This window comes from Occallatibacter sp. (genome assembly GCF_049802275.1).
Classification (GTDB): domain Bacteria; phylum Acidobacteriota; class Terriglobia; order Terriglobales; family Acidobacteriaceae; genus Telmatobacter.
The window spans coordinates 1-25,713 of the sequence record NZ_JBARMD010000284.1 but is presented as its reverse complement, the minus strand read 5'-3'; the positions used below and the strand labels follow the sequence as shown (position 1 = coordinate 25,713).

The following is a 25,713-nucleotide window of genomic DNA, read 5'->3' as shown; positions in this document are numbered from 1 at the left end:
TCGAGGAGGCTCTTGTCAGTGGACGGCAGACCTTCGTGAAAAAACTGCTTTCCGTTGAAGTGGTCGGTGACGGGGCCAGTGTAATAGCGGTTTGACAATCGATCTCCCGGGACAAGTGATCGGGGCCAGAGATGCGACTGGCCTTTCTTTTTGCAATTTATATGAGGCTTTGCAACAGAAGTTTCAAATTCTTCTCACATGGTCAGCGCTTCGGTTTGTTTACTCATCTGGGCGGTTCGCTCGAGTTTGTCCCAGTTGAATGGTTTGCCGTCGATGGCGCGCTTGAGTGTCTTGGCCAGAACGATGGAGAAGACCTGGCGATAGGCGAAGCGCTGCAGCCAGATGTGGAAGAGCAGCCATCCGTCGCCTTTGTTGGCGGGATGACGGCGCTCGAGGCTGAAGGCGATGGTGGACGTTACAAAATCGATCAGCAGGAATGCGCCGAAATAGGCGAGCAGCTTTTCGAGGCTTGCGGCCGAGGCGGCTTCCGGATGATAGTGGCGGTCGACAAGGTAGTGCGCCAGGCCGGCAAGGAACATCAGGTCGATGAAGGGCGAAACGAGCGGAAGGAGCATCTGGAAGATGAGAATGTTGGGCAGGGCGAAGAGGCCCATCGCCTTGTTGCGAACGAAGGCCATGCGATGCTTCCAGACTGCCTGCAAAATTCCGAAGGACCAGCGGAAGCGCTGGCGCATGAGGCCGCTGGCATCGATGGGCGCCTCAGTGAACGCGAGCGCGCGATCTTCGTAGACCACCTTGTATTTCTGCTCAAGCAGATTCATGGTCAGGTCGGCATCTTCGGCGACGGTGTTGATGGGATAGCCGCCTGCGGTTTTGACTCCAGCGGTGCGCCATGCGCCGATGGCACCGGGTACGACCATGACCACGTTGAAAAGATCGAGAGCACGGCGTTCGAAGTTCTGGCTGGTGATGTATTCAAGTGCCTGCCAGCGGGTCCAGAGATTGACGCGGTTGCCAACCTTTGCGTTTCCGGCAACAGCGCCGACGCGCTCATCTTCGAAGTGTGGAATCAGTTTTGAGACGGCATCCATGGCGATCACGGTATCGGCATCGATGCCCACGTAAAATTCTTCGTCGATGCCCTCAAGTGCGTAGTTCAGGGCAGCAGCTTTTCCGCCGTTGGGTTTGGTCAGGACCTGCACGCGGCCGGCGGCGATATCTTTTGCGTAAGCCTCGCGGGCAACTTCGAAAGTGCGATCCTTCGATCCGTCGTCGATGACGATGACGTGCAGGTTTGCGTAGTCGGAGTTGAGCACAGAGCGCACGGTACGGACGATGACCTTTTCTTCGTTATAGGCGGGGATGAGCACTGCAACACGGGGATTGAAACCCGGCGATGCCTGCCGGTGCGGCCTACGGAGACGATCGATGATGGCGAAGATGCCCACGATGATGAGGCGCGCGCTCATGAGAACGTCGCCGACGAAGAAGACGAGAACGATGAAGCGGCCAATGATGGAGAGCGCGGAGAAGGCGATGGAGTCCGGGATCGCGCGAAGATATTGTCTGGGCGTAAGAGGCGGCATCACCTGCGCGGTCGTCATGCCCATCAACGAGGAAACCGGAACGATGGCGTAACCCTTCGATCGCAGAGTGTCAATGAGGTAGGGAAGCGTTGCAACCGTGACTGAGCGGTCTCCACCGCCATCGTGAAGCAGGATGACGGAGCCGCGAAACTGGGGCTTCGTCTTCATGGTGTTCAACTGGTCGAGGACGAATTGCGTGATCTCGGCAGGAGTTTTGGGGTTGCGTTCGTCCCAGTCGTTGGTATCAATCTTGTTGCCGACGACGGTGTACCCAAGCTGCTGAATGCGCACAATGGGCGCGGCCTGGTCATCGGTTTCGGGTTCTTCGTCGATATCGTAAGGTGGACGGAAGTAAAGAGGCTGCACGCCGAGTTTGCTGGCGAAGAGGCGTTCCGTAAGTTTTACCTCTACGTCAAGTCGATCGAGTGGAATTTCGCTGATGTCGGGATGGAAAAATGTGTGGTTGCCGATTTCGTGGCCTTCGCGCTGCACCCTCTGCATGAGGCCGATGTTTTCCTGTGCCTCTGCGCCAATCATCATGAAGGTTCCCTTGACGTGCTTTTCCTTGAGAATGTCGAGGATTTTGGGAGTCCACTTCGGGTCCGGGCCATCGTCGAACGAGAGCGCAACCTGGTTTGGATGATAGCCGTAGTACTCGACCGTGTAGGTGTGGGGAAAGACATCCATGTGCTCGTCGATGATGAGCTTCTTGCTTGGGTCGGGCTCATCGGTATCGACGGTAACGGTGCGCTTGCCGGTTTGCGGTAATCCTGTGACGCGAAGGATGTCGCCGGAGCCCGCCGTATCCACATCATGCCCGGGTTGCAGAATGCCGAGCGCCTCAAGCGACGCGGGGTTCCTCGGCTTGTCCCAGACATTCCACATCGCGCGATCTTCAGATCCGAGGCGCCATAGCGCAAATGTCTGAAGACCCAGACCGCGCGCGGCGCGCATTTCGTTCAGCAGAGTGACGCCATCGAGAAACCACACGACATGGCGGGTGTGGGTGTCCTCGTCGATGTATTCGAAATGAGGATTGAGCGAGTTGTAATCGAGGTCGAGATCGGCATCAGCATCGCTGGCGCGCTGCCACACGTCGGACACATGAGGCATTTCTTCGGTATCGACGACTCGGGGTTTGCGCTCTTTTGGGTCGCGGGCCTTGGGATCCGGAATCGACATTTCCCAGTCGTAGCCGTAGTTGCCGACAGCGCAGATGAGTTTCTCGATGGGCACGGATTTGGATTTGAGGACGCGGGTGAGATTTCCGATGAACCAATCCTGGCTGGCGATAGGACCGGGCTGCGAATCGACTTCGTGCTCGTCGTAATTCATCAGTACCACGCCGTCAGCGTTGGCGGAGATGGTTTTGAGATCCTCCGAAGAGATTGAAGCCGGCACATTGACATAGAGATGCAGGTGTCGTGCGTGCAGGTCTGAGTACATCTCCTGAATCATGGAGAGGTAGGCAGGGTGAGCATCTTCGTTCAGATTTTCAAAGTCGAATGACAGTCCGTGATAGCCGGGGAATGCGGTCAGAAGACGGAGGAGTTCCTGACGGATCTGGTTACGCTTGGCCGGGTCCTTGATGACGTCGCCCATCGCCGAGTCCCAGCTTTGCGTGTGCGCGTTGAAGTTGTCGAGGTGGGGAAAAATCTCAGTGTCTTCCCGTGCCTGTTGGATGACCCGCTTGACCTTGTTGTTTTCATCGGGGTCATGAATGACGCCGCCTTGGAAGATTGGAAATTCGTGGCCATCGGAGGTGGTTCCCTGAAGGTCAAGCGAAGGCGCGTCGAAGTGCAGCCACTGTGGGAAAAGCAGATCAATCTGGTGGACGTGCTCCTTGAGAGAGGAGTAGCTGGCCGCATCTGACGGGATGTAGTATGCGGCGCGCAAGCCTTCGCCGGTGTTGAACGGAATATCGGAAGGTTTGCGATCTGTTTTGCGGTGTGCAGGGCGAGCCGGCTTGAGGCCACGCGTGGGCTGGGCACGGTTTTGCAAACCCTTGTACGTGTGCTTCTGGGTGGGCAGCAGCAATTCGGGCAGGTGTTGTCCGCGGAGTACATTGAAGATAAAGACCGCGAGCACGAGGGTGGACACTACGGCCGTGATATCCAGAATGCGGCGGAGGCGTTTCCATCGTGTTCGCTGTGGATCGAAAAATATCTGTTTATCGGGCATCGCCGTCTTTACGGTATACAGTACGAATCGTATGGAAGCTGAACCTCAGAGTCAATCGATGCAAATGGTTAGCACAAAGGACCGGGTGCGGAGCGCTCTTGACGTGGTTCCGGCACTTCTGGCTGGGGCCCTGCTTCGTGTTTGGATGCTGAAGCACTTCTACGAGGTCACCGGAGACGCGCTGATCTACGGGGGCATCGCGAAGAATCTGCTGCTCTCGGGACGGTACGCGCTGACCGTGGGTACCGGTGAGACGTATCCGACATTGATCCGGCTGCCAGGATATCCACTGTTTCTGGCGGTGTGTTTCAAGTTGTTCGGGATGGAAAATTATGCTTCGGCGGCCTGGGTGCAGATTGTTCTGGAACTGGTCGGGTGTTTGCTGCTGGCGGACTTTGCAGGGCGTGTGGCTCCAGCGCGGTTAAGCCGGGGCGCAGCGTATTGCACGTTGTGGCTGGCAGCGCTTTGCCCGTTTACGGCGGTGTATGCGGCGAATCCTTTGACCGAAGCGCCTACGCTGTTTGCGATCTCGCTGGCGATGTGGTGCGCGGCGAAGTTTCAGGAGCGGCCGGGGTGGCCTCCAGCCCTGGGATTTACGTTTGCGGTAACGTATGCGGCACTACTGCGGCCGGATGGGGCACTGGTGGCGCTGGCATTTGCGCCGGCACTGCTGGTCTCGTTGCGGCGGCGAAAGGATCGCGTCAAAGTTCGAGGCGGCTTTATTCGAATGGTCGCGGTTTGCGTTTTGCTGGCGGTGATGCCGTTTGCTGCGTGGACCTGGCGCAACTGGAGCACGTTCCGTGTGTTTGAGCCGCTCGCGCCGCGTTATGCGACGGATCCCGGAGAGCCTACACAGGCGGGATGGGTGAGCTGGGTGAAGACCTGGTGCCTCGATTTTGTTTCGACGTACCAGGTGTACTGGAATGTGCCGGGTGACACGCTGGATATCTCGAAGTTGCCGGCGCGTGCATTTGATTCGCCGGAGCAGTATGCCGAGACTGCGGCACTGGCCGATGACTACAACAACAGCGGGCAGACCCTGACTCCCGAGATCGATGCGCGCTTCGGAAAGCTCGCTGCGGAGAGATATGCGGCGCATCCATTGCGGTCACACGTATTGCTGCCGGTGGGACGCGTGGTGGACATGTGGCTGCGACCGCGGGTGGAGAATCTGCCCATAGATTTGGACTGGTGGGTGTACAAGCATCATTACGCTGAAACACGCTTCAGCTGGTTCTACGCGGGACTGAATGCGTTCTACCTGGTGCTGGGGATTGCGGGATTGTGCATGCGTCCAAAAATGTGGCCATGGATGCTGGCATACACTGTGCTGCGCAGCGCGCTGCTGCTGACGGTGGAGGCACCCGAGGCGCGGTACACGCTCGAGTGCTTTCCAATGCTGTTTGTCCTGGGAGGGATTGCGCTCTACCGGTTGATGAACTGGGTCTTGCTGTCCGTCTTGAACGTGAAGACGTCAGAGGGCAACGGTTGATTGAATTTGAAGTTGAAGTAGACGGAGACGCGCGACTGGCCCTGTCCCTCGTCGAATACCTGTTTCCGGCTGACGGCGTGCTCCGTATCCATCCAAACCGTCACCTTCGGAAGATTCTTTCGAACCGCCGGGTCCTTGGGTATCAATTCCAACTTCTCGGTCTTAACGCCATTCAGGGTTTCCTGGCCGCCGTAGGTGATGTCCCATTTATCTGAGAGCTCTTTGCCGCTGGCGCCGAAGCCAAGCAGAAGATAGCCACCGATCTTGTCATTCTTGTAGGTCGTGACCTGGTCGGGGAGTTTCTCATACAACCGGAAGACACCTTTTGAGAATGTGTAGATCTTGGGGACGGGCTTGCCGTTCTCCTCGTCGATATGCGCCGCCATCTGAAAGTCTGAACCATGACGCGCGTAATACACGGTGCCCTTCTGCACGTCCTTATCGGGAACGGGATCGGTCTGAATGGAGTCAATCTCAAAGTTGGCGGAGGTTGAGTGGAAATTTGCAGCGGCAACGTCGAGCTTGGTGAGCACCGACTTCAGGTCCTGCGCGCCGACGTTCCGGGGGATGAGCGCGAAGACGAACGCAAGCGATGCTGCCAGCAAGATTTTCTTTCCCAAGTGCATAAACATCCTTTTCTTATTGGACGGATAAGATGCGGCGAATCGTGCAACGGTCTAGCGCCGCGCCCAGATCTTCCACACTCGATTGCCTTGCGCGTCGAGTGCCGTTTCCCAGCGGGTTACGGAGACGGCGTCGCCAGTGACAGGCTCAATGGCCTTGCGCAGTTGCTTGCGAACCTGGCTGTCCGTCTCGGTCGTCGGAACGAAGAGGTCATCCGCATTCACAGTGACGATGATTCCCCGGCTTCCGTCGCTCACTACTTGAATGGGATGCTGCGGACCGGGTACACGCGAAGGCTTGTCGCCGAAATCCCACAGGTGAGGCGTGACGAAGATGAAGAGCAGGATGAGCGTCACCAGGACGTCATAGTGGACGTGACCGCGCGGGAAGGTCCAGTAGAAGTAGCTTTTGAGGAGCTTGTTCATTTTTGCTCCTGGGAGGTAATGCGCTCGAGGCCACCCATGTAGGGCCGGAGCACTTCGGGAACAGCGACGGAGCCGTCGGCTTGCTGGTAGTTTTCCAGAATCGCGAGCCAGGTGCGGCCCACGGCGAGACCGCTGCCGTTGATGGTGTGCACGAATTCATTCTTTCCCTTGGCTGCCGGTTTGAAGCGGATGTTGGCACGCCGGGCCTGGAAGGATTCAAAGTTGGAGCAGGAAGAGATTTCCCGGTAGAGCTGCTGGCCAGGAAGCCATACTTCGAGATCGAAGGTCTTGGCTGAGCTGAAGCCGGTGTCGGCGGTGCAGAGCAGGACGCGGCGATAGGGAAGCTTGAGGGCTTCGAGAATCTCTTCGGCGTCGCGGGTGAGGCGTTCGTGCTCAGCGTCAGACTCTTCGGGGCGCGTGAACTTGACCAGTTCAACTTTCTGAAACTGGTGCTGGCGGATAATGCCGCGTGTGTCCTTGCCGGCGGCCCCGGCTTCGGCGCGGAAGCAAGGCGTATAGGCGGTGAGGCGGATGGGCAGGCGCGATTCGTCGAGAATTTCGTCGCGATAGAGATTGGTGACGGGGACTTCGGCGGTGGGAATCAGCCAGTGGTCGTTATCCTTGAACTCGCCGCGCGCGACAGCCTCTGCGTCGGCATCGGAGCAACGGAAGAGGTCTTCGGCGAACTTGGGAAGCTGGCCGGTGCCGAAGAGGCTCTTGGAATTGACCACGAAGGGCGGCAGCACCTCGGTGTAGCCGTGTTTCTGGGTGTGGGTGTCGAGCATGAAGCTGATGAGAGAGCGTTCGAGGCGGGCGCCGGCGCCCATGTAGACGGCGAAGCGCGCGCCGCTGAGCTTGGCGGCACGCTCCAGATCCAGGATGCCGAGCTGTTCGCCAAGTTCCCAGTGAGGCTTGGGCGCGAAGGTGAATTGCGGCTTTTCGCCCCAGGTTTTTACGGTGACATTGTCCCCTTCGGATTTGCCCGCAGGGACTTCGTCGCGGGTGAGATTGGGGATGCCGGCAAGGGAGAGGCGCATCTGCTCGTCGAGCGCGGTAGCGGATCTGTCGAGTTCGTCGAGTTTGTCTTTCAGGGCGCGCGTTTCATCCATAACCGCGGTGGCATCTTTGCCGTCCCGCTTGAGGGTGGCGACCTGCTGGCTGAGTTCATTGCGGCGGGCCTTGAGCTGCTCGGAGGCGGTGATGGCTTCGCGGCGCTGCTGATCCAATTGGCGAAAGTTGCCCAGAAGGGCGGCAGGATCGGCGCCGCGGGCACGTAGTTTTTCTTCAACTGCTTCCAGGTTGCCCCGGACGAATCCCAGATCGAGCATGACTCTTATCAGTTTACTTGATGGAGGCAGCCGCTAGCTTCTAGCCGCCGGCTTCTAGCTCCTACCCCGCATACCGAAACTTTTCATCCCCAGGCGAGTTTCGATGCTCTGATACATGGGCTGTCCGGCCTTGAAAATCGTCGGAGTCGTACGACAGAGCTAGCAGCTAGGAGCTAGAAGCTGGTCCTCATCGCACTTCGGCGGCGCGGACATCTTCCTCTTTCGCAGGGCCAGCGTTCACTTGGTCTTGCCAGCCGGGAAGATTCTGATCGCCGGTGATGAGTCTTGCGCTCCGCGTAAACATGAAGTAGTTCCAGACCCATTGGGAGAAGACCGCAATGCGGTTGCGGAAGCCGATCAGGAAAAAGATGTGGACCACCATCCAGGTAAGCCACGCTGGAAGTCCGCTGAGGTGCGCCTTGAACGGCCACTGCACGTTGGCCACGGCGGCCATGCGGCCAATCGTTGCCATGTCGCCCTTGTCAAAGTAGCGAAAGGCTGGACGGCGCTGATGGGCGAGGTCGGCAGCGATGGCTTTGCCGACATAGTCACCCATCTGCATGGCGGGCTGGGCGACGCCCGGCACCTGTTTGCCGTCCTGTTCGAAATGAGCAAGGTCGCCGAGAACGAAGACTTCAGGGAGGCCTGGCGGATTGAGATCGCTGTCGACAATGACGCAGCCGCGCTTGTCTGTGGGCGCGCCGAGCATCTTGCCGAGCGGCGAGGCCTGCACGCCGGCGGCCCATAGAATGACAGCGGCGTCGATTCGTTGATCGTTGACTTCGACCCAACCGGGACCGACGTTCGTGACATGGCTTTTGGTGTGAACCTCAACGCCAAGATGAAAGAGCTCGCGCTCGGCCTTGGCAGAGAGGTCCTCGGGGTACGCGGCGAGGACGCGGGGGCCGCTATCGAAGAGCAGAACACGCGCCTTGGATGGATCGATGTGGCGGAAATCATGGCGCATATAGAGCTTGGTGATATCGCTGACGGCGCCGGCGAGTTCAACACCGGTGGGGCCGCCACCGATGACGACGAAGTTGAGAGGCGGATGCCAGCCGCGCTCCTGCATCTGGCGCTCGGCCAGCTCAAAAGCGAGCAGGACGCGCCGCCGGATCTCGATAGCGTCTTCGATGCCCTTCAGGCCGGGAGCATAACGCGCCCATTCATCCTTGCCGAAGTAAGAGTGAGTGGCTCCGGTGGCAATGACGAGGTAGTCATAAGCCAGTTGAGCGCCAGACGTCAGCCAGACGCGTCGCGCCTGCAGGTCGATCCCGTTCACTTCATCCATCAAGACTTCGGTATTGGCCTGGTTGCGCAGGATGGTGCGGATGGGCTGGGCGATGTCGGCCGGAGAAAGGACAGCTAGAGCCACCTGGTAGAGCAGCGGCTGAAAAGTATGATGGTTGCGGCGATCTACCACGGTCACATCTACGGCCAGGTGGCGCAACGCAAGCGCCGCATGTAGTCCTCCAAAGCCTGCGCCCACAATCACTACGCGCGGTCGTGCGCCGTGCTCTCCGACCTGGAACGGTTTCGTCAGTTGGCTCATTGAACCTCGCTCTGTTATGTGATGCCCAAGCGAGTGCGCAGGTGGCAGATGTTTGCCCATGTGTCTCAGGAGTTTGGTGGTTACGGATGCTGCTCGACGATGATGGTCAGAGCGCTTGAGTTTCCGGTGGCAGCCAGGGCAACGAGGTTGGTGGCCACGCCCGGTATGGCCGCCGGTATGAAGGTGACGGTGCCGTCAAGGGCGGAAGTAGCCGTCGTGGCCTGGATAGCGAGCAGGGGCGCCTGGGCGCATCGTCCATGCCCTGGGCAGGGAGCAGTCCATGCGTAGAGCGACTGATAGAAGTTCACGATGCCGCCTGCCATGGGGTTGCCATTCATATCGCGAACACGCAAGATGACGAGTCCGGGAGTGCCGGAAGCGGAGAGGGTCTGGGTGGTTCCAGAGACGGCTTCGAGCCACGCAAATTCCGGGCGCGCGCCGAGGACGACAAAATTGACGCATTGGCTGGTGCCATTGAGGCAGGCAGTTGAGGAAGTCTGCTGGCCTTTGGCGAGAGGACCGACAGCAAGCGATTTTGTTGCGATGCCATTTGCGCCGGTTGTAGATAAGGATGTGCCCGAAACGGTGATGTTGCTCGCGCTTTGCCAGGCGACGGTTTGACCGGCGGCTGGCGAGCCGTTGCTGAGAGTGAGGGCCTGCGTTGTCCAGTTCACAGTGGCGCCCGCAGCAAGCGACAGTGTCGGAGTGAGGCAAGCGAGGGTCGGCGGTGTGCCCCCGGAGAAGTGGGCCTGAAGCACGGCGCCATTGGCCAGAGATGCGGTAACGACTGAGGCGCCGGAAGAAGGAGCCGTAATGTTCATGGTGGCTATGCCGTCGCCGGTTGCGGCGGCGGAGCACATTGAGGCCCCGCAGGCCAGTGTGGCGTTTCCGCTGAGAACGGAAAAAGTGACCGTGACGCCGCCGGCAGGGACCTGGTCAGGTCCGAGTGCGGTGACGGTGAAGGGGATCGGTACGCCGATGGGGATGGTGCCTGCGGGAGCGGTGTTGATCGTGAGCGAGTCGCCGGTAGCGGCATCGTAGCTGATGCCGCCGGGGAGGATCGCCATCGCATAGAACATCGGCAGATCGTCGATCTCGACGTCAACCGAGCCGGTAGTTCCCGGTGCGCGGGCAGGGGCAACCGCGGTGATTTCATTCGGGTAGACGCTGGTGATCATAGCTTTCTGTCCGCCGATCAGCACGGTGTCGGAAGGGCGAAAACCCATGCCGTGAATCACGATAGGACCGCCGGAAACGGGCAGCCGTGGCGGTTGTACTGTGTCGGCGTAAAGCAACCATCCGTTGTATGCGTAGTCGGGGCGGCCATCGCCACGCATGTCAGCGATTCCCAGGCGGACAATGTCGTCGGCGGAGGCTGTGACCTGGAGCCAGGTTTCGCCAGTGGCGTAGCCATTGAGTGCGGGGGCCGAATTAAGTGACGTCGCGGAGACGGGTTTGAAGGCATCCCATACGCCGATCGCCGGAAGGGCCTTGGTTTCGGTGGGAAGACCGGCTTCGTTCAGTGCCTGGGTCACGATGGTGAAAGTGTGGCCGGCACGCACCGGGAATGCGAACCAGTCCGTCTGCCCCACCTGGCTGAGGCGGCCGCACCACAAACCGCCCGGCGGAACCATGCGAGGCGAGTCAGGCGAGGCGATCGCATTCGCTGCGTTGCCTGAGGCGGAGTCTGCAATGGAGACGGTAAGGCTTTGCGCGCTCCCGGCAGACATATTTGGAATGGACAGCACGGGCATAGTTCCGGAAGGGGTCGGCGAGCCGTCAATGTAGGGGCCAACCGACTCGGTGAGCATGTAAAGCGGACTGATCGGCTCGAAGGTGATCTGGTAATTCGCAGAGGCCATGCCGGGCGGCAGGGGAATCCCGCTGAGATCGAAGAAACCCTGGAGAGCCGGATCGTTTGATCCCCATTGCGCGAGAGGATTTCCGTTGAGGTCAGTCCAGCCGATGATCGGATTACCGTGATTCCCGCTGAAGTATGCGCCGGAGACAAATGTGACCGCGTACTGGTAGAGCGGGTTGCCGTTCGCATCGAGGGGCCGCGCTACTACGTTGACACCCTGCATGCCCATACCCGAGCGAAAGCTAAGGGTGCCCTGGATGGAGACGGTATTTGCGGCGGTGATCTGCTTGCCGGGAAAGGCGGCAATGTTGGACGCGGTTATGGGGTAAATGCGATTGAGTGTGGCGATATCGTCATAGCGCAGCTCACTGGGGTCCGGTAGGCAGATGCCGCCGGCAGCGCCGCAGAACCCGCTCATGGGATGCATAATGGGCCAGCCCAGCGTCCCGTTGAGCTCACCGTCGCTGAGGGCTCGGGGATTCACCTGCGCATAGTCGAGGCCGAGGACGCGGCCAAAGGCTCGCTCCAGTTCGTACTGCATCATCGCGACAAGATTGGAGTTCGTGCCGCAAAGACCGTTCAGGAGAATGACTGCATGGGCGATGGTGGCATCGGCCTGAATGTTATCGAGCCAGGTGAAGACGCCATTGTTCTGGCAACTGGTGGGATCGCTGGCTCCAGCGCCGAAGAGGCCGTTGATGACCGAACCGTCGGCGTCGTAAATGACCGCGAGAGGATAGCTGCTCGCGGAGGGCGCAACGTCGGAAGGCGCGGCAAATACCTGGTTGCCGGCGACGACATTTGAGCCATTGACATCCTCATTGAGTGAACCGGAGTCATTGAGCAGGACACCGGCAGTAGGTAGGGCGCTCCACAGCGCAGCCGCTGTGTCGACCATGGTTGTAGCTTGCTGATTGCTGATCTGGCTGTTGAGCGGGCCCTCGTCGACGTAGAAGTTGACAACGCCGCCCGACCAGCGCACCGGCTGCCCGACCACAGCGGGGTTGAAATAGGCGGTTCCGGCCACATATTTAGGCCCGCCGGCGAAGCCTGCAGCGGGCGCGATGGCGGCCAGGATAACAAGGATAAATCGCGGTGCAAACACGGGGAGCTCCCGATGCAAGCACTTGCTTTTTGGGGACCGCGCCGGGGCGGACAAGATCAGAATTCTCTAATGTCTGGTTGGACATTTTGACCCCAAACTCCTTAACTTTCATGGCAAGGGGAAACTCCCGTAACCATAAACACATTGTTAAGTATTACTTAAGTTCATTGCAAAGTTACTTTCTTGGCTACAATGAATTTGCAATCCGAGGTTAGCAATTCAGGGGATTTGAGGGGGCCGTTATCAGCGCACGTTTGAGATTGGGAGATTTGCTCGTCCGAGCCAAGCTTGTGACGGAAATGGACATTGCGAAAGCGCTGGAGCGTCTTTCGATGTGCGGCGGACGCCTGGGCGACAACCTGGTCGCCATTGGGGCAATCACCAAGGAAACGCTGGAAAGGTTCGCGCACCGCACTCCCCGGGAGCCGGAAAACATCGCGGCAACGGGACTGGATCAAAGCGATCTGCTTAGTCTGATGCTCAAGTTGATCTACGTAGGCCGTCTGCAAACGGTGCGGCAGTTTGGCGATGCGATCAAGCTGCCTTACAACATCGTTCTCGAACTGGTCCGCATGGCTGTTGACCGGTCGCTGCTGCAGAACCTGGGCGCCCGCAACTCCAGTTCCGATAGCCTGATCGATCTCGCTTACACATTTACCGAACAGGGTAAGCGCTTCGTGATCGACGCAATGACCCGTCAGCACTATACCGGTCCTGCACCAGTCACGCTCGATGATTTCACGGAACAGGTAAACCTGCAGAAGTTGACCAATGAACTGGTGACACCGGAGAAAATCAAGACAGCGATCACGGGCTTGCAGTTTGACCAAAGCATCATGGAACAGGCCGGACCCGCATTGAATTCAGGCCGCGCCATGTTGCTTTACGGACCTCCCGGGAACGGGAAGACCACGGTAGCGCAACGCTTTGCTTCGGTCTTCAGCGACGTGATTTACGTTCCTTACGCCGTGGAGGTTGAGGGCCAGATCATCCGGGTGCACGATCCGAGCATCCACCTTCCGCTGGAGACAACAAGTATTGACGACGAAAACGCGTTCTCAGTGGTGAGGGCACAGAGCTACGATGAACGCTGGGTTCCATGTCAGCGGCCGTTTGTGATCACGGGCGGCGAATTGACGCTGGAGATGCTCGACCTGCGCTACGACGCGACGGGGCACTACTATGAGGCTCCGCTACACGTAAAGGCGCTCGGCGGATGCTTCCTGATCGACGACTTTGGACGGCAGATTGTAAGCCCTACCACACTTCTGAATCGCTGGATTGTGCCGCTGGAAAGTAAGGTTGATTATCTGAAGTTGCACACTGGCAAGACATTTTCGATTCCGTTTGAGGAACTGGTAATCTTCTCAACCAACCTGGAGCCGGAAGACCTGATGGATCCGGCGTTCTTGCGGCGTTTGCCTTACAAGATCGAAGTGGGTGCGCCATCGCGCGAGAACTACAAAAAGATCCTGGAAGATGAGTGCAAAAAACAGGCAGTCGAAATGACAGACGAGATTGCCGACAGCATCATCCACAAGGTGACGGTGGGGAAGGGGCTGGAACTTGCGGCGTATCACCCGCGATTTATCGTGGACCAGGTGATCGCGACGTGCCGCTTCATGCGCGAACATCCCCACTTCGAGCCGCGCTTTATCGACTACGCCATTGACAATCTGCGCGTCAAGCAAAGCTCTTCGAAGAAGGTCACGCAGGCGCGCATGTGATCGCCAGGCTCAGGCGAGCCGGCCAAGAGCCGGATCTGCCGGGTCAGATCTCCGGGTAGAAATCAAAAAAAGCGTCAAGGCTTTGCTTCAGTTGTGCCTCGATTTGCGCGCGCGAGCCCTCGAGCACGTGCATCGTGACGTGTGCCTCATGGCCATTGACCAGCTTGAGCGTAGCGTCGTGAATCTCCTTTACTTCGCCCTCGGGTAGCAGCCGCATTCCGTAGACAAGAGTCAGATTTGCCATGGGTATCATCTTATCTACTGCAGGGTGATTTGAGGCGGCAGCCGATCTGCATGCGGTTTGCGTTGAGGGGGCCGGGGGATTTGTGCTCTGATTTCCGAAGGGTAGAGGTTCGGGCATGCCGTCTACAATTTACTGGGAAACCAGATGACAGAGACTCGTGACACCGTAATTCTCGGTTCCGGCTGCGCCGGATTGACAGCAGCGATCTACAGCGCGCGCGCCAACCTGAAACCCCTGGTGCTGGAAGGGCATGAGCCCGGCGGCCAGCTTTCCATTACTTCGCTTGTAGAGAATTTTCCGGGGTGGCCCGAGGGCATCCAGGGACCGGAACTGATCGACAACATGAAGAAGCAGGCGGCGAGATTTGGCGCCGACTTCCAGCTTGCGCACCTTAATCGCGTCGAACTTGGCGTGCATCCCTTTCGCCTGCACACCTCGGCAGGTGAGGTTCTGACGCGCACCCTGATTATTGCGTCGGGAGCGAGCGCGCGCTGGCTGGGAATTCCGAGCGAGCAGGCGCTCATCGGTCATGGCGTATCGAGCTGCGCGACCTGCGATGGATTCTTTTTTCGCGACAAACCCATCGCGGTGGTGGGCGGCGGCGACTCGGCGATGGAGGAGGCGTTGTTCCTGACGCGCTTTGCGTCGAAGGTCACGCTGCTGCACCGGCGGCCCGCGTTCCGCGCTTCGAAGATCATGCTGGAGCGCGCGATGGCGCATCCCAACATCGAGTTCAGGACCAACACCGTAGTGGATGAAGTGCTCGGCGTGGAAGAGAAGGAAGTGAAGGGGCTCAAGTTACGCGATGTTGTGACTGGCGCGTCGAGCACTCTGCACGTGGACGGAATGTTCCTGGGAATCGGGCACGAACCGAATGCAAAGATGTTTGCCGGCCAGATTGATCTCGACGACGAGGGATACGTGCTGACGCAGGGCAACGTGATTACGACGCGCAAGGGGATAGTGGTGCCAGGCGTCTATGCATGCGGCGATGTGCAGGATCGGCGTTATCGGCAGGCGATCACGGCGGCGGGCACTGGATGCATGGCGGCGCTCGAGGCGGAGAAATATCTCGAGGAGCACGGGCGCTGAGGTCTCGGTCAGGAGCGGTGCATGTCAACTATCTTCCCCGGCCGTTTTACTGCGAAGTTTGATGATTCGTTCGTGGTGTTCATCATCGGGATGCGCGTCAATCGACTGCTCCAGTTCAGCAAGTGGATTCCTGTGGCGAAGGCCATGCCGCCGATGATTGGGGAGCTGAAGAAGCACCCCGAGATGGGCCTTCTGCACGTGGAACAAATGATCTACTGGCGCGGTGTGGCTACGGTCCAGTACTGGCGCAGCTTCGACCATCTGCATGCTTACGCGCATATGCGCGAAGGGAATCATCTGCCTGCATGGGCGGAGTTCAATCGGAGGGTTGGCGGCAATGGGTCAGTGGGCATCTGGCACGAGAGTTTTCTGGTCGACCGCGGAAACTACGAGTGCATCTACGCGAACATGCCGCGCATCGGTTTTGGGGCCGCGGTGGAGCATGTCCCGGTGACAGGTAGGCTGGAGAGCGCGCGTCAGCGCATTGGCAAAGCGGAATGAGTCAGCTCGCGGAGAACCTGGAAAAGCTGGAAACAGCGATTGCCGATGCGTGCCGGCGTGCAGGGCGAAGGCGCGATGACGTCGAGTTGATGGCGGTGTCGAAAACCTATCCGGCGGAGACGATTGCCGAGGCTGCTTCGCTTGGACTGACGCTGTTTGGCGAGAACCGCGTGCAGGAGTTTTCGGGAAAAGCTGCGGAACTGGTGTCACTGCGCACGCGCGAAGAGAAGCCTTTCCGCGTTCATCTGATCGGACATTTGCAGTCGAACAAGGCGGCGCGGGCGGTAGAACTGTTTGATGCGGTGGATTCGGTGGACTCGCTGCGGTTGGCACAACGACTCAATGATGCGGCAGGGAAGCTGGGCAAACGACTGCCGGTGCTGGTTGAGGTGAAGCTCAGCCCTGAGAAGACCAAGGAGGGGCTGGAGCCGGAGTCGCGCGACGCCGCTGAGCTGTTTGAAGCGCTGCTGAATCTTGCGAATCTGGAGATGCGCGGGTTAATGACGATTGCGCCTTGGGGCGCTGCAGAAGACGTGACGCGCGCTTGCTTTCGCAGCTTGCGCGATTGGCGGGATCGCTGGGCAGCGATGCATTCGAGGTTGAATTTTGGAGTGCTCTCAATGGGAATGAGCGGGGATTTCGCGCTTGCGATTGCCGAGGGCGCGACGCGGATTCGGGTGGGAACGGCGCTGTTTGGGAAGCGCGCGCCGTATACGGGACCCGTTTAGTGCTGCGCGAGGTAAGTGGTGGAGTGACGCTGGCGGTGCGAGCGCAGCCGGGTGCGAAGAAAACGGCGATTGTCGGCGTGTATGGCGAGGGCGATGCGGCGCAGTTGAAGATCGCCGTACAGGCTCCGCCGGTGGAAGGGCGGGCGAATGAGGCGCTGGTTGCGTTTCTGGCCGAGGCGTTCGACATACCGAAGAGGTCGGTTGAGCTGGTGAACGGGGAGTTATCGCGGAGCAAGGTGTTCCTGCTGCGGGGAGTGAGGCTGCAGTATGCAGTCTCCAGAATTTCTAAATGATACGAATTGGATTCGTGAAACTCTGCTGAAATGCAACCGAAAGATTGCTCGTTTTGCGGTTAGCGATGGTGGAGATCGCAAGCGGCGGCCAGAGCTTCTTCAGGTTCGGGGCGGACGCGGAAATCGGCGTGGGCTTCTGCGTAGATGATTCTTCCGTCTTTCGCAATTACGTAAGTGGCGGGAACTGGTAGGCGCCAGCTTTTGTCGCCATTCACGAACGGGATATTGACGAGGATGGAGAGGAAGTAGTCGCGGTGGTATTCGGGTATGGTGTAGACCAGTCCGAATTTCTCCGCGACGCCGTTGTCCGGGTCGGAGAGCACGGGAAAAGGCAGGCCGTGCTGGTTGGCCATGAAGTCGCTCTGGCGCTCGATCTGAGGACCGACCGCGACCATGAGTGCGCCGCGTTCGCGAAGATGGCCGTAGAGGTCGCGCCAGGTTTCTAGCTCCGTTACGCAGTAGGGGCACCAGCGGCCGCGGAAGAATTTAACGACAAGCGGACCAAGGGCGAGCAGGTCGCGCGAGCGCACGAGTTTGCCGCTGGAATCCTTCAATGCGAATTCAGGGGCTTGCGCTCCTACAGGAAGGATTCTCTCCTCGATGCCGGTGGCAAAGAGTTCTTCAACGGCTCGTTCGCCGACGGCGAGACGCTCCGGCTGCACGAGGTTGCGCGTGTTGGATGTGATCTCGTCGAGTTGGTCCTGGAGGGGCGTCATGGCTTGCTCATGGATGCAGTTGTACCGACGTTTTCAAAAGCAACCGCAGATCCTTCGACTCGCTGCGCTCGCTCAGGATGACAAGCTGAAGGGAAAGACAAAAGCAGATCCTTCGCTCCGCTTACCCCACAGACTTTCGTCTGCGGGGGGCCCCAAGCTGCTCCGCTCAGGATGACACTTCTGTGGGTCGAGGGCGGTTGTGCCTTAGGAATGCAGCATCGTTACCGTCCGAATTTCTGTTTGCCCATCAAATTGGACATGCCGCCGCGCATCATCTGCTTGGCGAGGCCGCCTTTGCCCATTTGCTTGAACATTTTGCTCATCTGCGCATATTGGCGGAGGAGCTGATTCACATCCTGTACTGAGGTGCCGGAGCCCGCGGCAATGCGCTTGCGGCGGGAGCCGGAGATGATTTCGTGGTTGCGGCGCTCGAAGGGAGTCATGGAACTGATCATGGCTTCGAGACGTACGAATTGCTTCTCGTCGACCTGGCCGGCGGCTTGCTGCAGACCGGCGAAGGGACCGACGGAGGGGAGCATCTTCAAAATACTCTCCATCGATCCGAGCTTTTTGATTTGCTTGAGCTGATCGCGGAAATCTTCGAGGGTGAAGCCATCGCCGAGGAGCGCCTTCTTTGCAAATTCTTCTGATTTTTTGCGGTCGAGCGACGACTCAGCTCTCTCAATGAGCGAGAGCATGTCGCCCATGCCGAGGATGCGGCCAACAATTCGATCCGGATGAAAGGGCTCGAAGGCGTCCGCTTTTTCGCCGGTGCCGATGAACTTGATGGGCTGCCCGGTGACGTGGCGAATGGAGATCGCCGCGCCGCCGCGGCTGTCGCCATCCATCTTGGTGAGGATGACGCCGGTAAGGCCGAGGCGCTTATGAAAGTCCTGCGCCGAGTTGACGGCGTCCTGCCCGGTCATGGCGTCGGCGACGAACAAGATTTCGGATGGGTTGAGGAGCTTTTTCAGCTGCTCCATCTCGGACATCAGCTCCTCGTCGACGTGGAGGCGGCCGGCGGTGTCGACGATAAGGGTGTCACAGGCGAGGATGCGGGCTTCGCGGCGGGCCTCGGTGGCGAGGCGCTCCACGAGCTTCGATCCAGCGGGCTCGTCGTTGATTTTGCCTTCATAGAGGCGCGCTTCAATGGACTTGGCGACGACTTTGAGCTGCTCACGGGCAGCTGGGCGGTAGACGTCGACCGAGACCAGCATGGGGCGATGGCCGCCCTTTTTGAGCCACGCTGCGAGCTTGCCGCTGGTGGTGGTTTTACCGGAGCCCTGCAGGCCGGCCATGAGGATAACGGTGGGGGGCTGCGAGGCGAATTTAAAGCGAGCTGTATCGCGGCCGAGCAATTCGACCAGCTCATCGCGAACGATCTTAATGACCTGCTCGGAGGGCGAAAGCGCGGTAAGCACTTCGCTACCAACGGCTTTAGCGCGGATATGGTCGATGAGCTCGTTGACGACGCTGAGGTTGACGTCGGCGTCCAGCATGGCGACGCGGATCTCGCGCAGCGCTTCCTGGATGTTTTCTTCGGTGAGCGTGCCCTGCCCGCGGAGGTTCTTGAAAGCTCGTTGCAGTTTTTCTGTAAGGTTCTCAAACATAGGTCAACTACAAGTGTAACTTGGGTCGCGCTGACAAGGTTTAAAGGCGGGAAATAATGAGGTTCCAGTAGGAAAGGCGTGGCTTGTAGAACGGCTCGTTGTGGGAGAGGTTTGGAACCACGATCAACTCGGCATTTGCGCCGCAGGCCGAAGCGAGATCGGCGGCCATCTGGACGGGAAAAAGAGGATCCTTTTCTCCGTGGACGATGATGACGGGGACCAGGCAGTTTTTCAGCGTCTCCCGGGAGTTCCAGATAGGCGGAACGATCCCGGAGAGGAATCGGGGAAGGAAGACAGCACACGCGGCTGCTCGGTACGAGGTGAAGGAGCCGCAGAGGAACAGGCACTGTGGCATCACTTTGTCGATGACAGCGGCTGCGACGCCACTGCCCATCGACAGGCCCAGCATCGATATAGGTGTGGAGGGCGCGATGTGCTTCAGGTATTCGAATGCGTTGACGGCGTCGAGTTCGCATTGCCTCCAATCGATTGAGCCGCTGCTGCGTCCGTATCCTGAGTAATCGAAAACCAGTGAGGCTACGCCGTTGGCTGCCAGGAGATGCTGCACGGGGAACCAGTACTCCACGATTTCGCCTATGCCGTGGCAGATAAGAAGGGCAGCCTTTGCGGGAGCTGCGGCAGGCTCCACGTAGGCCGCGTGAAGGCGATTGTTTCCACTGGAGATCCAGTGCTGCGAAACAATTACATCGTCAGTCGCGGCGCGCGAGAGGCGAGCGACTCTGCGCATTGCGCGATCCCGATAGCGAATCGCGCGGCTGGCAATGGTGGTGGCGACGGTGAAAGTGAGCCTGTGCATTCTCATCGTTGGGCTATGTTGATGAACCGGCTCGGATGACATCCGGTTTTTGCGTCCTTCGATGGCTCTCGATTCCAATGCTGGCCCCTATTCCGCCGGCGCGATCAGGTACTGCTCGAACTTGCCGTCGGGGTAGGTGTAGGTGGTGAGCCTGAGCCGCGTGTTGGGATAAGTGATGGTGAACCCGCGAAAGGTCATGCCGCCGCGGAGCGATTCGCCGGTTTGGCGGAAGGTGAGTGGCTCACCGAGAGGAGCGAGGCTGGATTGGAAATCGGAGATAGCCTCGGGGGTGAAGTAGTCGCTGAGATTCGGCGCGAGGAGTGATCGGTCGATGCGGCCTTGTTGCAGACCGCGGTAAATGTCGAGGGCCTGCTTCTCGGTTTCGCTTGGCGGGAATCCGGCGACGACGGGGACAGCGAGACGTGCGATGGTGGATGCGGCGCCTACTGCATCCTGATTGGTAAGCACCGTGACGGATGCGCCATCGTCAACGAGCACCCGGTTGTCAGAGACGAATCCGGATACTTCGCCGCTATGTTCGATGTCGCGATGTCCGTTCTCGTCGAGGATTTCAACGCCAAGGCCGTAGTGAGTATCCTTGCCGTCTTTCAACTTCACCGACGTGAACATCGCCTGATAACTTTCGGGCTTGAGGACACTTTGCGCCATCATGCTTTCGTTCCACAGCGCCAAGTCGTGCGCGGTCATGGCGAGCTCGCCGGCAGCAAACATCCAGCCGCGACCTTCTTTGGGCGCAACCCGAAGCGGCCCGAGGGCGTGCCGGTAATAGGCGGTCGCGTCTGCCTGGGTGAGCTTGGTTTCATCTGAGTTCCACACGGACTTCATGCCGAGCGGATGGAAGATGTGTTCGCCGAGGAACTCCATGAGTCTTTGTCCGCTGACCTTTTCCACGATCGCGCCGGCGATCACGTAGTTTGTGTTTGAGTACTGCCACTGGGTGCCGGGATCGAAGTCGAGCGGCTTCTTGGCCCACGTGTCCATGATCTGCTGCGCGGTTTCAGGATGCAGCATCGGCGTCATCACATAGTCTTCGGGCCAGTAGTCCTGGTAGCCGGAGGTGTGGGAGAGAATCTGGCGGATTGTTATTTCGTCTCCGCGGGTGAGGCCGGGTAGGTATTTGCCGACGGCGTCGTCGAGCGAGAGCTTGCCCTGCTCCTGTAGAAGGAGAATTGCGGCGGCAGTGAATTGCTTGGAAATGGAACCGATGGAATAACGCATCTCAGGAGTGGCGGGTACGGGCGGATCGAGATGCGCATTTCCGTAGGCGCGGGTGTAGACCAGTTTGCCGCCTTTGACGATGGCGACAGAAGCGGAAGGAACGCCGGTCTGTTTCAGCACGTCGTTCGCAATGGTATCGATGCGGGCTTTGAGAGCGAGGTCGAGGTTGTCGACGGCCTGCGCATGAAGGTGGTGAGCGAGAAGAGAGAACGAGGAGAGGATTGCGAAGGTGGAAACAAGGCGGCGGAAAGTCATGATCGGCTGCGTGGAACTCCTTCCGTTCGAATAGTAACAATCGCAGCCGTGTTCTACGTTCGGGCTTCGGCTTCCTCAACAGTGTTTGTCAGGGTGAGAACTTGTTCCAGCCGCGTGATGTGAAACATGCTGAGCACCCGGGGAGTGACGCCGGCGAGAGTGAGCAGGACATGCTTGTCGCGGCAATACACCTCGTGATTGATGATTTCGCTCATGCCGGCCGAATCCATGAAGGGAACTCCGCCGAGGTCGAGGATGGTGTGCTGCGGCGGCTCGGTGCCACGGAATAGCGCGCGCAGAGGTGAGACGCTATTCAGGGTCAAGGGCCCGGTGAGGCGGAGGATGACAGTGCCCGGCCTGGTTCCTGGAATTGGCTCAATCTTCAGGGGGAGTTCGATTGCCATGTTCGGATCAGTGTATGGAACCGGGCGGGTTTTGTCGTCAGAAAACTGTCGAGGGGGAAAGTCGCTTGGGCGTGCGGCAATGCGGACGGTTTCTCAGGACACGGGATATGCGGCGCGATGCGTTAGCCTTGGTTTGCAGGATCCAAATCCTGGCGAGGTCGCGCATGCAGCGGTTAATTGAGGGCCACAAGAAATTTCTTGCAGAAATATTTCCGCGGCGACGCGACCAGTTTCATCTGCTGGCCGAGTCACAGGCACCGGAGTGGCTGTTTATCACCTGCTCCGACTCTCGCGTTTTGCCGGATTTGATTTTGGGGACCGGGCCGGGTGATTTGTTCATCACGCGGAATGCAGGGAACGTGGTGCCTGTGTCGGCGAACGATGTGGACGGATGCACGGCGACGATAGAGTACGCGGTCGAAGTGCTGAAGGTGAAACACGCGATTCTATGCGGGCACTCGGACTGTGGCGCGATGAAGGCGGCGCTGGATAGACGCGGACTGGAAAAGCTGCCCAAGGCGAGCCGCTGGCTGCAACATGTCGAAGCAGCATTCACGCACCGGCAACCGCTGAACCCTGACGATGGACCACATGCGGAACTTGCATCGTTGATCCGCGGGAATGTAGTGGCGCAGCTTCTGAATCTGAAGGCCCAGCCCTCCGTAGCCCGAGCGGTAATGGAGGGGCGGCTTGCGGTGCACGGCTGGTACTATGAGATTTTGTCTGGCCGGATCGAGCGCTTCGATGAGAATGCGCGGCGATTTGTGCCGTTAGTTGGCTGATTGGTTCGGAAAGCAGGGGTTCGGGGTTTGTATCAGGGCATGACTTCCAGTCACGCCGCAAGTGGCGCAACACGAATGTTGACTTGAGCCCTGAGGGACGTTCCTTAAGCGTTCCTCTCGAAACTGGGCCCTCCATAAGCTCTGAACGCCCTTATCCCAGGATCGCAACTGAGCCTCCTGAAAGCAGCTACTCCTCCGTGTCAGCAGACTTTTACATTGAGTTGATTTCCGTCGGGCATAAGAAAGGTGTGCCCGTTGTGGGCACACCGAAGGCATGGAGCAAGATGGCGGCTACTTCTTTGTATCCCGCGCGGCCTTGATGAACTCGCGGGACTTTTCAATGTGCGCAGCCTGGCTGGCCAGCACCTGGCGCACGGGCAGGGGCAGATAGGTTTCGTTCGCGCGGGCGTAGGCCTCTACCGCTTCGTCTTCGCCTTCTTCCGCAGCAGAAAGCAGGCTGGAGTCGCCGCCGCCGAGAGCTGATTTGAAGTCGGCCCATGCTCGGCGGACGGTTCCGGCTGCAGTGCCACTCTCCTTTACGTCGTGTACGCCTTCCTGGTGCAGGATGGATTCAAGCACACCGCGAAACTGGGCGCGCGTAAGCGACTCGGCGAGGAAATATTCTTTAAGCGTTTCATCTTTGATCTGCTCCCCGATTTTCTTGAAGCCGTCCTGGCCGTCAATGAGGGCCTGGATGACGGAAAGCAGAGTGGATTTTGTTTCTTTCAGGTCTTTCGAGGGAGAGGACATAGGGAATTCTCCAGGATTAAAAAATAGGAAACGGGCAGGGTCTGGCGGCTGTCATTGCGATTCTCCTTCGCCGCAAGCGAGGCGAGGGAAATCGCGAAAACCCCGCCGCCCCTGCCCTGTAAATGGATCAGACCGCACCCGCAGAGGCTAGGTTGATCCACTTACTAAGATGCGGAATTTAGAGAAGGCGGAAATGTTTTTGCCACGAATGGGAGTTGATTTCGTTGAGAGTCGTAGCCTGAATCCCCTGTCTTCAGTGTGCACCGGGCGGCGGAACTGCGTGTTTTGGCGGCTTGCCGAAGAGCCAGACGGCGCCGGCGCAGAAGAACGCGAGCAACGCGGTCCAGCGAAAGACATCGATGTAGGCCAGTAGGGCGGATTGCTGCTGGAGAAGTCCGTACATCAGGCCCAGGGATCCAGGACGCGCGGAGGGTTGGCCGATCTGGTGACCGAGATACATCGTGATCATGCGCGACTTCTGCTGAAAGACGGCGCTTGATGGGGAAAGATTTGCACCGATTTCGGTCTGATGCAGGGCCGCCCGCCGAATGATGGCCGTGGTTGCCATTGCAATCCCAATTGACCCGCCAATATTGCGCAGCATGTTGAAAAGTCCCGTGGCGTTACCCATCTCCTCGCGCGAGAGCGTAGCGGTGGTCATGGTCGCGAGAGGCACGAACACGAAGCTCAGAGCAAACCCCGTGACCAAAATTGGAACCAGGAGCGTGTACGGGCCGATGTCGAGGTTCACGGTGCCGAAGATGAGAGAGCAGACGCCGAAGCCGATGAAGCCCGCACTCAGCAACTTGCGATTGTCGATGCGCGAGCCGAGCATGCCAATGACAGGGGAGCCGATGAACGAACCGATGCCGCGCGGGCCGACGACGAGGCCTGCGGTGAAAGCGGTATAGCCGAGGATCTCCTGGTAGTAGAGAGGCAGGATGGCGATGGTGATGTAGATACACATCCCCAGCAGCGCAATCAAAAAACATCCTGTGCGGAAGTTACGGTTCTTCAGCACGTGCAGGTCGACCAGGCCTCGGGGATTGGTCCACGAGCGCCAGATCCAGCCGATGAATCCGATGATGAGCGCCGCCACCGCCCAGCGTACCCAGAGGGCTCCGAACCAGTCATCTTCCTGGCCTTTGTCGAGCACAACCTGAAGGCAGCCGGTCCAGACAATGAGCAAACCGAAGCCGATATTGTCGAAGGCTCCAACCTTGGCGTTCTTGATGTACGGCGGATCGTGCACGAAGCGCGCGATCATGAAGACGGCGAGGATGCCAACTGGAATGTTGATGTAGAAGGCGTAGCGCCAGCTGAAAGTGTCGGTAAGCCAGCCGCCGAGCGTGGGACCCAGCACCGGGGCAACGACAATTCCCAGGCCATACGCGGCCATGGACATGGATCGCTTCTCCGGGGGGAAGCTTTCGAGCAGGATGGATTGCGAAAGGGGCTGCAGGGCACCGCCTCCCGCGCCTTGCAAGATCCGCGCCAGCAGAATCACGCCCAGAGAAGGGGCGGCTCCGCAAAAGAACGAAGCGATGGTGAAGATGACGACGCAAATGAGCAGGAAGCGCTTGCGGCCCCAGCGGCGGGCAAACCAGTTGGATGCGGGCAGGATGACTGCGTTGGCGACGAGATAGCTGGTCAGAACCCAGGTGGCTTCGGAGTTGGTAGCGGAGAGGCTCCCGGCGATGTAGGGCAGCGCGACCGACGCGATGGCGGTGTCGAGCACCTCCATGAACGTCGGCAGCATGACCGAGGCCGTCACGAGCCATGGGTTGACGCCTTGCGTCAGCGGATATCGGGCTTGGGCCTCAGCAGTGGTCATCGCAACCGGGAATAGTCGAGACTAAACGACCGGGCCTGCTACGTGTTGTGATGCGCGTCAGCGGCGATCGTCGCTAAAGCGGTCTACTGCATTCACGGCAGTTGCGCGAGTGTCGCCGATTCCCGCCAGGTGCGACCTGTCGCTTCGATAAAGAGGGGCTCAATTTCGACTTAGCGGCAGTTCCACCACATCACTCACAGCGAATCGCGCTCATGGGCTCAATACGCGCCGCTCGCAGCGCCGGCAACAGTGATGCTGCGCATGCAATTATGGCCAGCGCCAGAATCGATCCGGCAATCACCCATGGATCGCGAGCGGACGTCACGTACAAGAAGCTGGTCAGGGCCCGTGCGGCGACCAGAGCAGCCGCCAACCCGAACACCGTCCCTGCAAGTACCACCCACAGATTCTGCCCGAATACCATCTTCGCCACCTGCACGCGCCGTGCCCCCAGCGCCATGCGGATGCCGATCTCGTTCGTTCTCCGCGCCGTGGCGTAAGCCAGCGTGCCATAGAGGCCGATGGCCGTGACCGCCAGCGCGCACACGGCGAAGAAGACCGACAACAGGGCCATCAACCGTTCTGACGCGAGCGAATCATCCATAA

At 59.1% G+C, this 25,713-nt stretch carries 22 protein-coding genes; 7 read left to right on the top strand and 15 right to left on the bottom strand.

The features are described from left to right. Nucleotides 1–194: 194 nt before the first annotated feature. Entirely contained in the window at nucleotides 195–3,728 is a 3,534-nt protein-coding gene (locus tag WA354_RS09890) for a glycosyltransferase (RefSeq protein ID WP_472812843.1), read from the bottom strand. A 64-nt stretch (nucleotides 3,729–3,792) separates the two neighbouring features. On the opposite strand from WA354_RS09890, the gene WA354_RS09885 reads away from it, so the two are divergent. Beyond that, entirely contained in the window at nucleotides 3,793–5,220 is a 1,428-nt protein-coding gene (locus WA354_RS09885; RefSeq protein ID WP_472812842.1) for an ArnT family glycosyltransferase, read from the top strand. On the opposite strand, the gene WA354_RS09880 is transcribed toward WA354_RS09885, so the two are convergent. The 5 genes from WA354_RS09880 to WA354_RS09860 all read right to left on the bottom strand — a co-directional run bounded on the left by WA354_RS09880 (nucleotide 5,154) and on the right by WA354_RS09860 (nucleotide 10,486). After that, nucleotides 5,154–5,840, bottom strand: a complete 687-nt coding sequence (locus WA354_RS09880) for a LolA family protein (protein WP_472812841.1) — start codon at nucleotides 5,838–5,840, stop codon at nucleotides 5,154–5,156. The genes WA354_RS09885 and WA354_RS09880 overlap by 67 nt on opposite strands. Before the next feature lie 57 nt (nucleotides 5,841–5,897). After that, the gene (locus WA354_RS09875) at nucleotides 5,898–6,269 is read right to left on the bottom strand and encodes a hypothetical protein (protein ID WP_472812840.1); all 372 of its coding nucleotides are present in this window, start codon (nucleotides 6,267–6,269) and stop codon (nucleotides 5,898–5,900) included. Beyond that, entirely contained in the window at nucleotides 6,266–7,597 is a 1,332-nt protein-coding gene (gene serS / locus WA354_RS09870; protein WP_472812839.1) for a serine--tRNA ligase, read from the bottom strand. Before serS ends, WA354_RS09875 begins: the two co-directional genes overlap by 4 nt. A gap of 187 nt (nucleotides 7,598–7,784) precedes the next feature. Next, nucleotides 7,785–9,149, bottom strand: a complete 1,365-nt coding sequence (locus WA354_RS09865) for an NAD(P)/FAD-dependent oxidoreductase (RefSeq protein ID WP_472812838.1) — start codon at nucleotides 9,147–9,149, stop codon at nucleotides 7,785–7,787. 80 nt (nucleotides 9,150–9,229) lie between these two features. Continuing rightward, on the bottom strand, nucleotides 9,230–10,486 hold the full coding sequence (locus WA354_RS09860; RefSeq protein ID WP_472812844.1) for an IPT/TIG domain-containing protein: 1,257 nt from the start codon (nucleotides 10,484–10,486) through the stop codon (nucleotides 9,230–9,232). A gap of 1,928 nt (nucleotides 10,487–12,414) precedes the next feature. Between WA354_RS09860 and WA354_RS09855 the strand changes: the two genes are divergently transcribed. After that, a complete protein-coding gene (locus WA354_RS09855) occupies nucleotides 12,415–13,842 on the top strand; it encodes an ATP-binding protein (protein ID WP_472812837.1) in 1,428 nt (475 codons plus the stop codon). A 43-nt stretch (nucleotides 13,843–13,885) separates the two neighbouring features. Here the strand turns inward: WA354_RS09855 and WA354_RS09850 are convergent, their stop codons facing one another. Then, a complete protein-coding gene (locus tag WA354_RS09850) occupies nucleotides 13,886–14,086 on the bottom strand; it encodes an allantoinase (RefSeq protein ID WP_472809003.1) in 201 nt (66 codons plus the stop codon). Between the two features lie 144 nt (nucleotides 14,087–14,230). On the opposite strand from WA354_RS09850, the gene trxB reads away from it, so the two are divergent. From trxB to WA354_RS09830, 4 genes are read left to right on the top strand one after another with little or no spacing between them, the layout of a single operon-like run. Beyond that, nucleotides 14,231–15,178, top strand: coding sequence for a thioredoxin-disulfide reductase (trxB, locus tag WA354_RS09845; RefSeq protein ID WP_472812836.1), 948 nt, complete (start codon nucleotides 14,231–14,233; stop codon nucleotides 15,176–15,178). Between the two features lie 21 nt (nucleotides 15,179–15,199). Beyond that, a complete protein-coding gene (locus tag WA354_RS09840; RefSeq protein WP_472812835.1) occupies nucleotides 15,200–15,679 on the top strand; it encodes a DUF4188 domain-containing protein in 480 nt (159 codons plus the stop codon). Then, nucleotides 15,676–16,407, top strand: coding sequence for a YggS family pyridoxal phosphate-dependent enzyme (locus tag WA354_RS09835; RefSeq protein WP_472812834.1), 732 nt, complete (start codon nucleotides 15,676–15,678; stop codon nucleotides 16,405–16,407). The genes WA354_RS09840 and WA354_RS09835 overlap by 4 nt, the downstream gene beginning before the upstream one ends. Before the next feature lie 23 nt (nucleotides 16,408–16,430). Next, nucleotides 16,431–16,700 carry a DUF167 domain-containing protein gene (locus WA354_RS09830; protein WP_472812833.1) on the top strand — a complete coding sequence of 90 codons (270 nt, stop codon included), beginning with the start codon at nucleotides 16,431–16,433 and terminating at the stop codon, nucleotides 16,698–16,700. Nucleotides 16,701–16,759: 59 nt separating this feature from the next. Here the strand turns inward: WA354_RS09830 and WA354_RS09825 are convergent, their stop codons facing one another. The 5 genes from WA354_RS09825 to WA354_RS09805 all read right to left on the bottom strand — a co-directional run bounded on the left by WA354_RS09825 (nucleotide 16,760) and on the right by WA354_RS09805 (nucleotide 21,741). After that, complete coding sequence (locus WA354_RS09825) at nucleotides 16,760–17,416, bottom strand: peroxiredoxin-like family protein (RefSeq protein WP_472812832.1); 657 nt, start codon at nucleotides 17,414–17,416, stop codon at nucleotides 16,760–16,762. 221 nt (nucleotides 17,417–17,637) lie between these two features. Continuing rightward, nucleotides 17,638–19,026 carry a signal recognition particle protein gene (gene ffh, locus WA354_RS09820; RefSeq protein WP_472812831.1) on the bottom strand — a complete coding sequence of 463 codons (1,389 nt, stop codon included), beginning with the start codon at nucleotides 19,024–19,026 and terminating at the stop codon, nucleotides 17,638–17,640. Nucleotides 19,027–19,066: 40 nt separating this feature from the next. After that, complete coding sequence (locus WA354_RS09815) at nucleotides 19,067–19,843, bottom strand: alpha/beta hydrolase (protein WP_472812830.1); 777 nt, start codon at nucleotides 19,841–19,843, stop codon at nucleotides 19,067–19,069. A gap of 87 nt (nucleotides 19,844–19,930) precedes the next feature. Beyond that, nucleotides 19,931–21,337, bottom strand: coding sequence for a serine hydrolase domain-containing protein (locus tag WA354_RS09810; protein ID WP_472812829.1), 1,407 nt, complete (start codon nucleotides 21,335–21,337; stop codon nucleotides 19,931–19,933). Nucleotides 21,338–21,390: 53 nt separating this feature from the next. After that, a complete protein-coding gene (locus WA354_RS09805; RefSeq protein ID WP_472812828.1) occupies nucleotides 21,391–21,741 on the bottom strand; it encodes an STAS domain-containing protein in 351 nt (116 codons plus the stop codon). Between the two features lie 164 nt (nucleotides 21,742–21,905). On the opposite strand from WA354_RS09805, the gene WA354_RS09800 reads away from it, so the two are divergent. Continuing rightward, nucleotides 21,906–22,523, top strand: coding sequence for a carbonic anhydrase (locus WA354_RS09800; RefSeq protein ID WP_472812827.1), 618 nt, complete (start codon nucleotides 21,906–21,908; stop codon nucleotides 22,521–22,523). Between the two features lie 291 nt (nucleotides 22,524–22,814). On the opposite strand, the gene WA354_RS09795 is transcribed toward WA354_RS09800, so the two are convergent. From WA354_RS09795 to WA354_RS09785, 3 genes are all read right to left on the bottom strand, one after another. Further along, nucleotides 22,815–23,273, bottom strand: coding sequence for a PA2169 family four-helix-bundle protein (locus WA354_RS09795; protein ID WP_472812826.1), 459 nt, complete (start codon nucleotides 23,271–23,273; stop codon nucleotides 22,815–22,817). Between the two features lie 253 nt (nucleotides 23,274–23,526). Then, nucleotides 23,527–25,107 (bottom strand): DHA2 family efflux MFS transporter permease subunit, encoded by a 1,581-nt coding sequence (locus tag WA354_RS09790; protein ID WP_472812825.1) that lies wholly within the window; start codon nucleotides 25,105–25,107, stop codon nucleotides 23,527–23,529. A 190-nt stretch (nucleotides 25,108–25,297) separates the two neighbouring features. After that, nucleotides 25,298–25,713 (bottom strand): FtsX-like permease family protein (locus WA354_RS09785; RefSeq protein WP_472812824.1); only part of this gene is annotated, 416 nt, incomplete at its 5' end.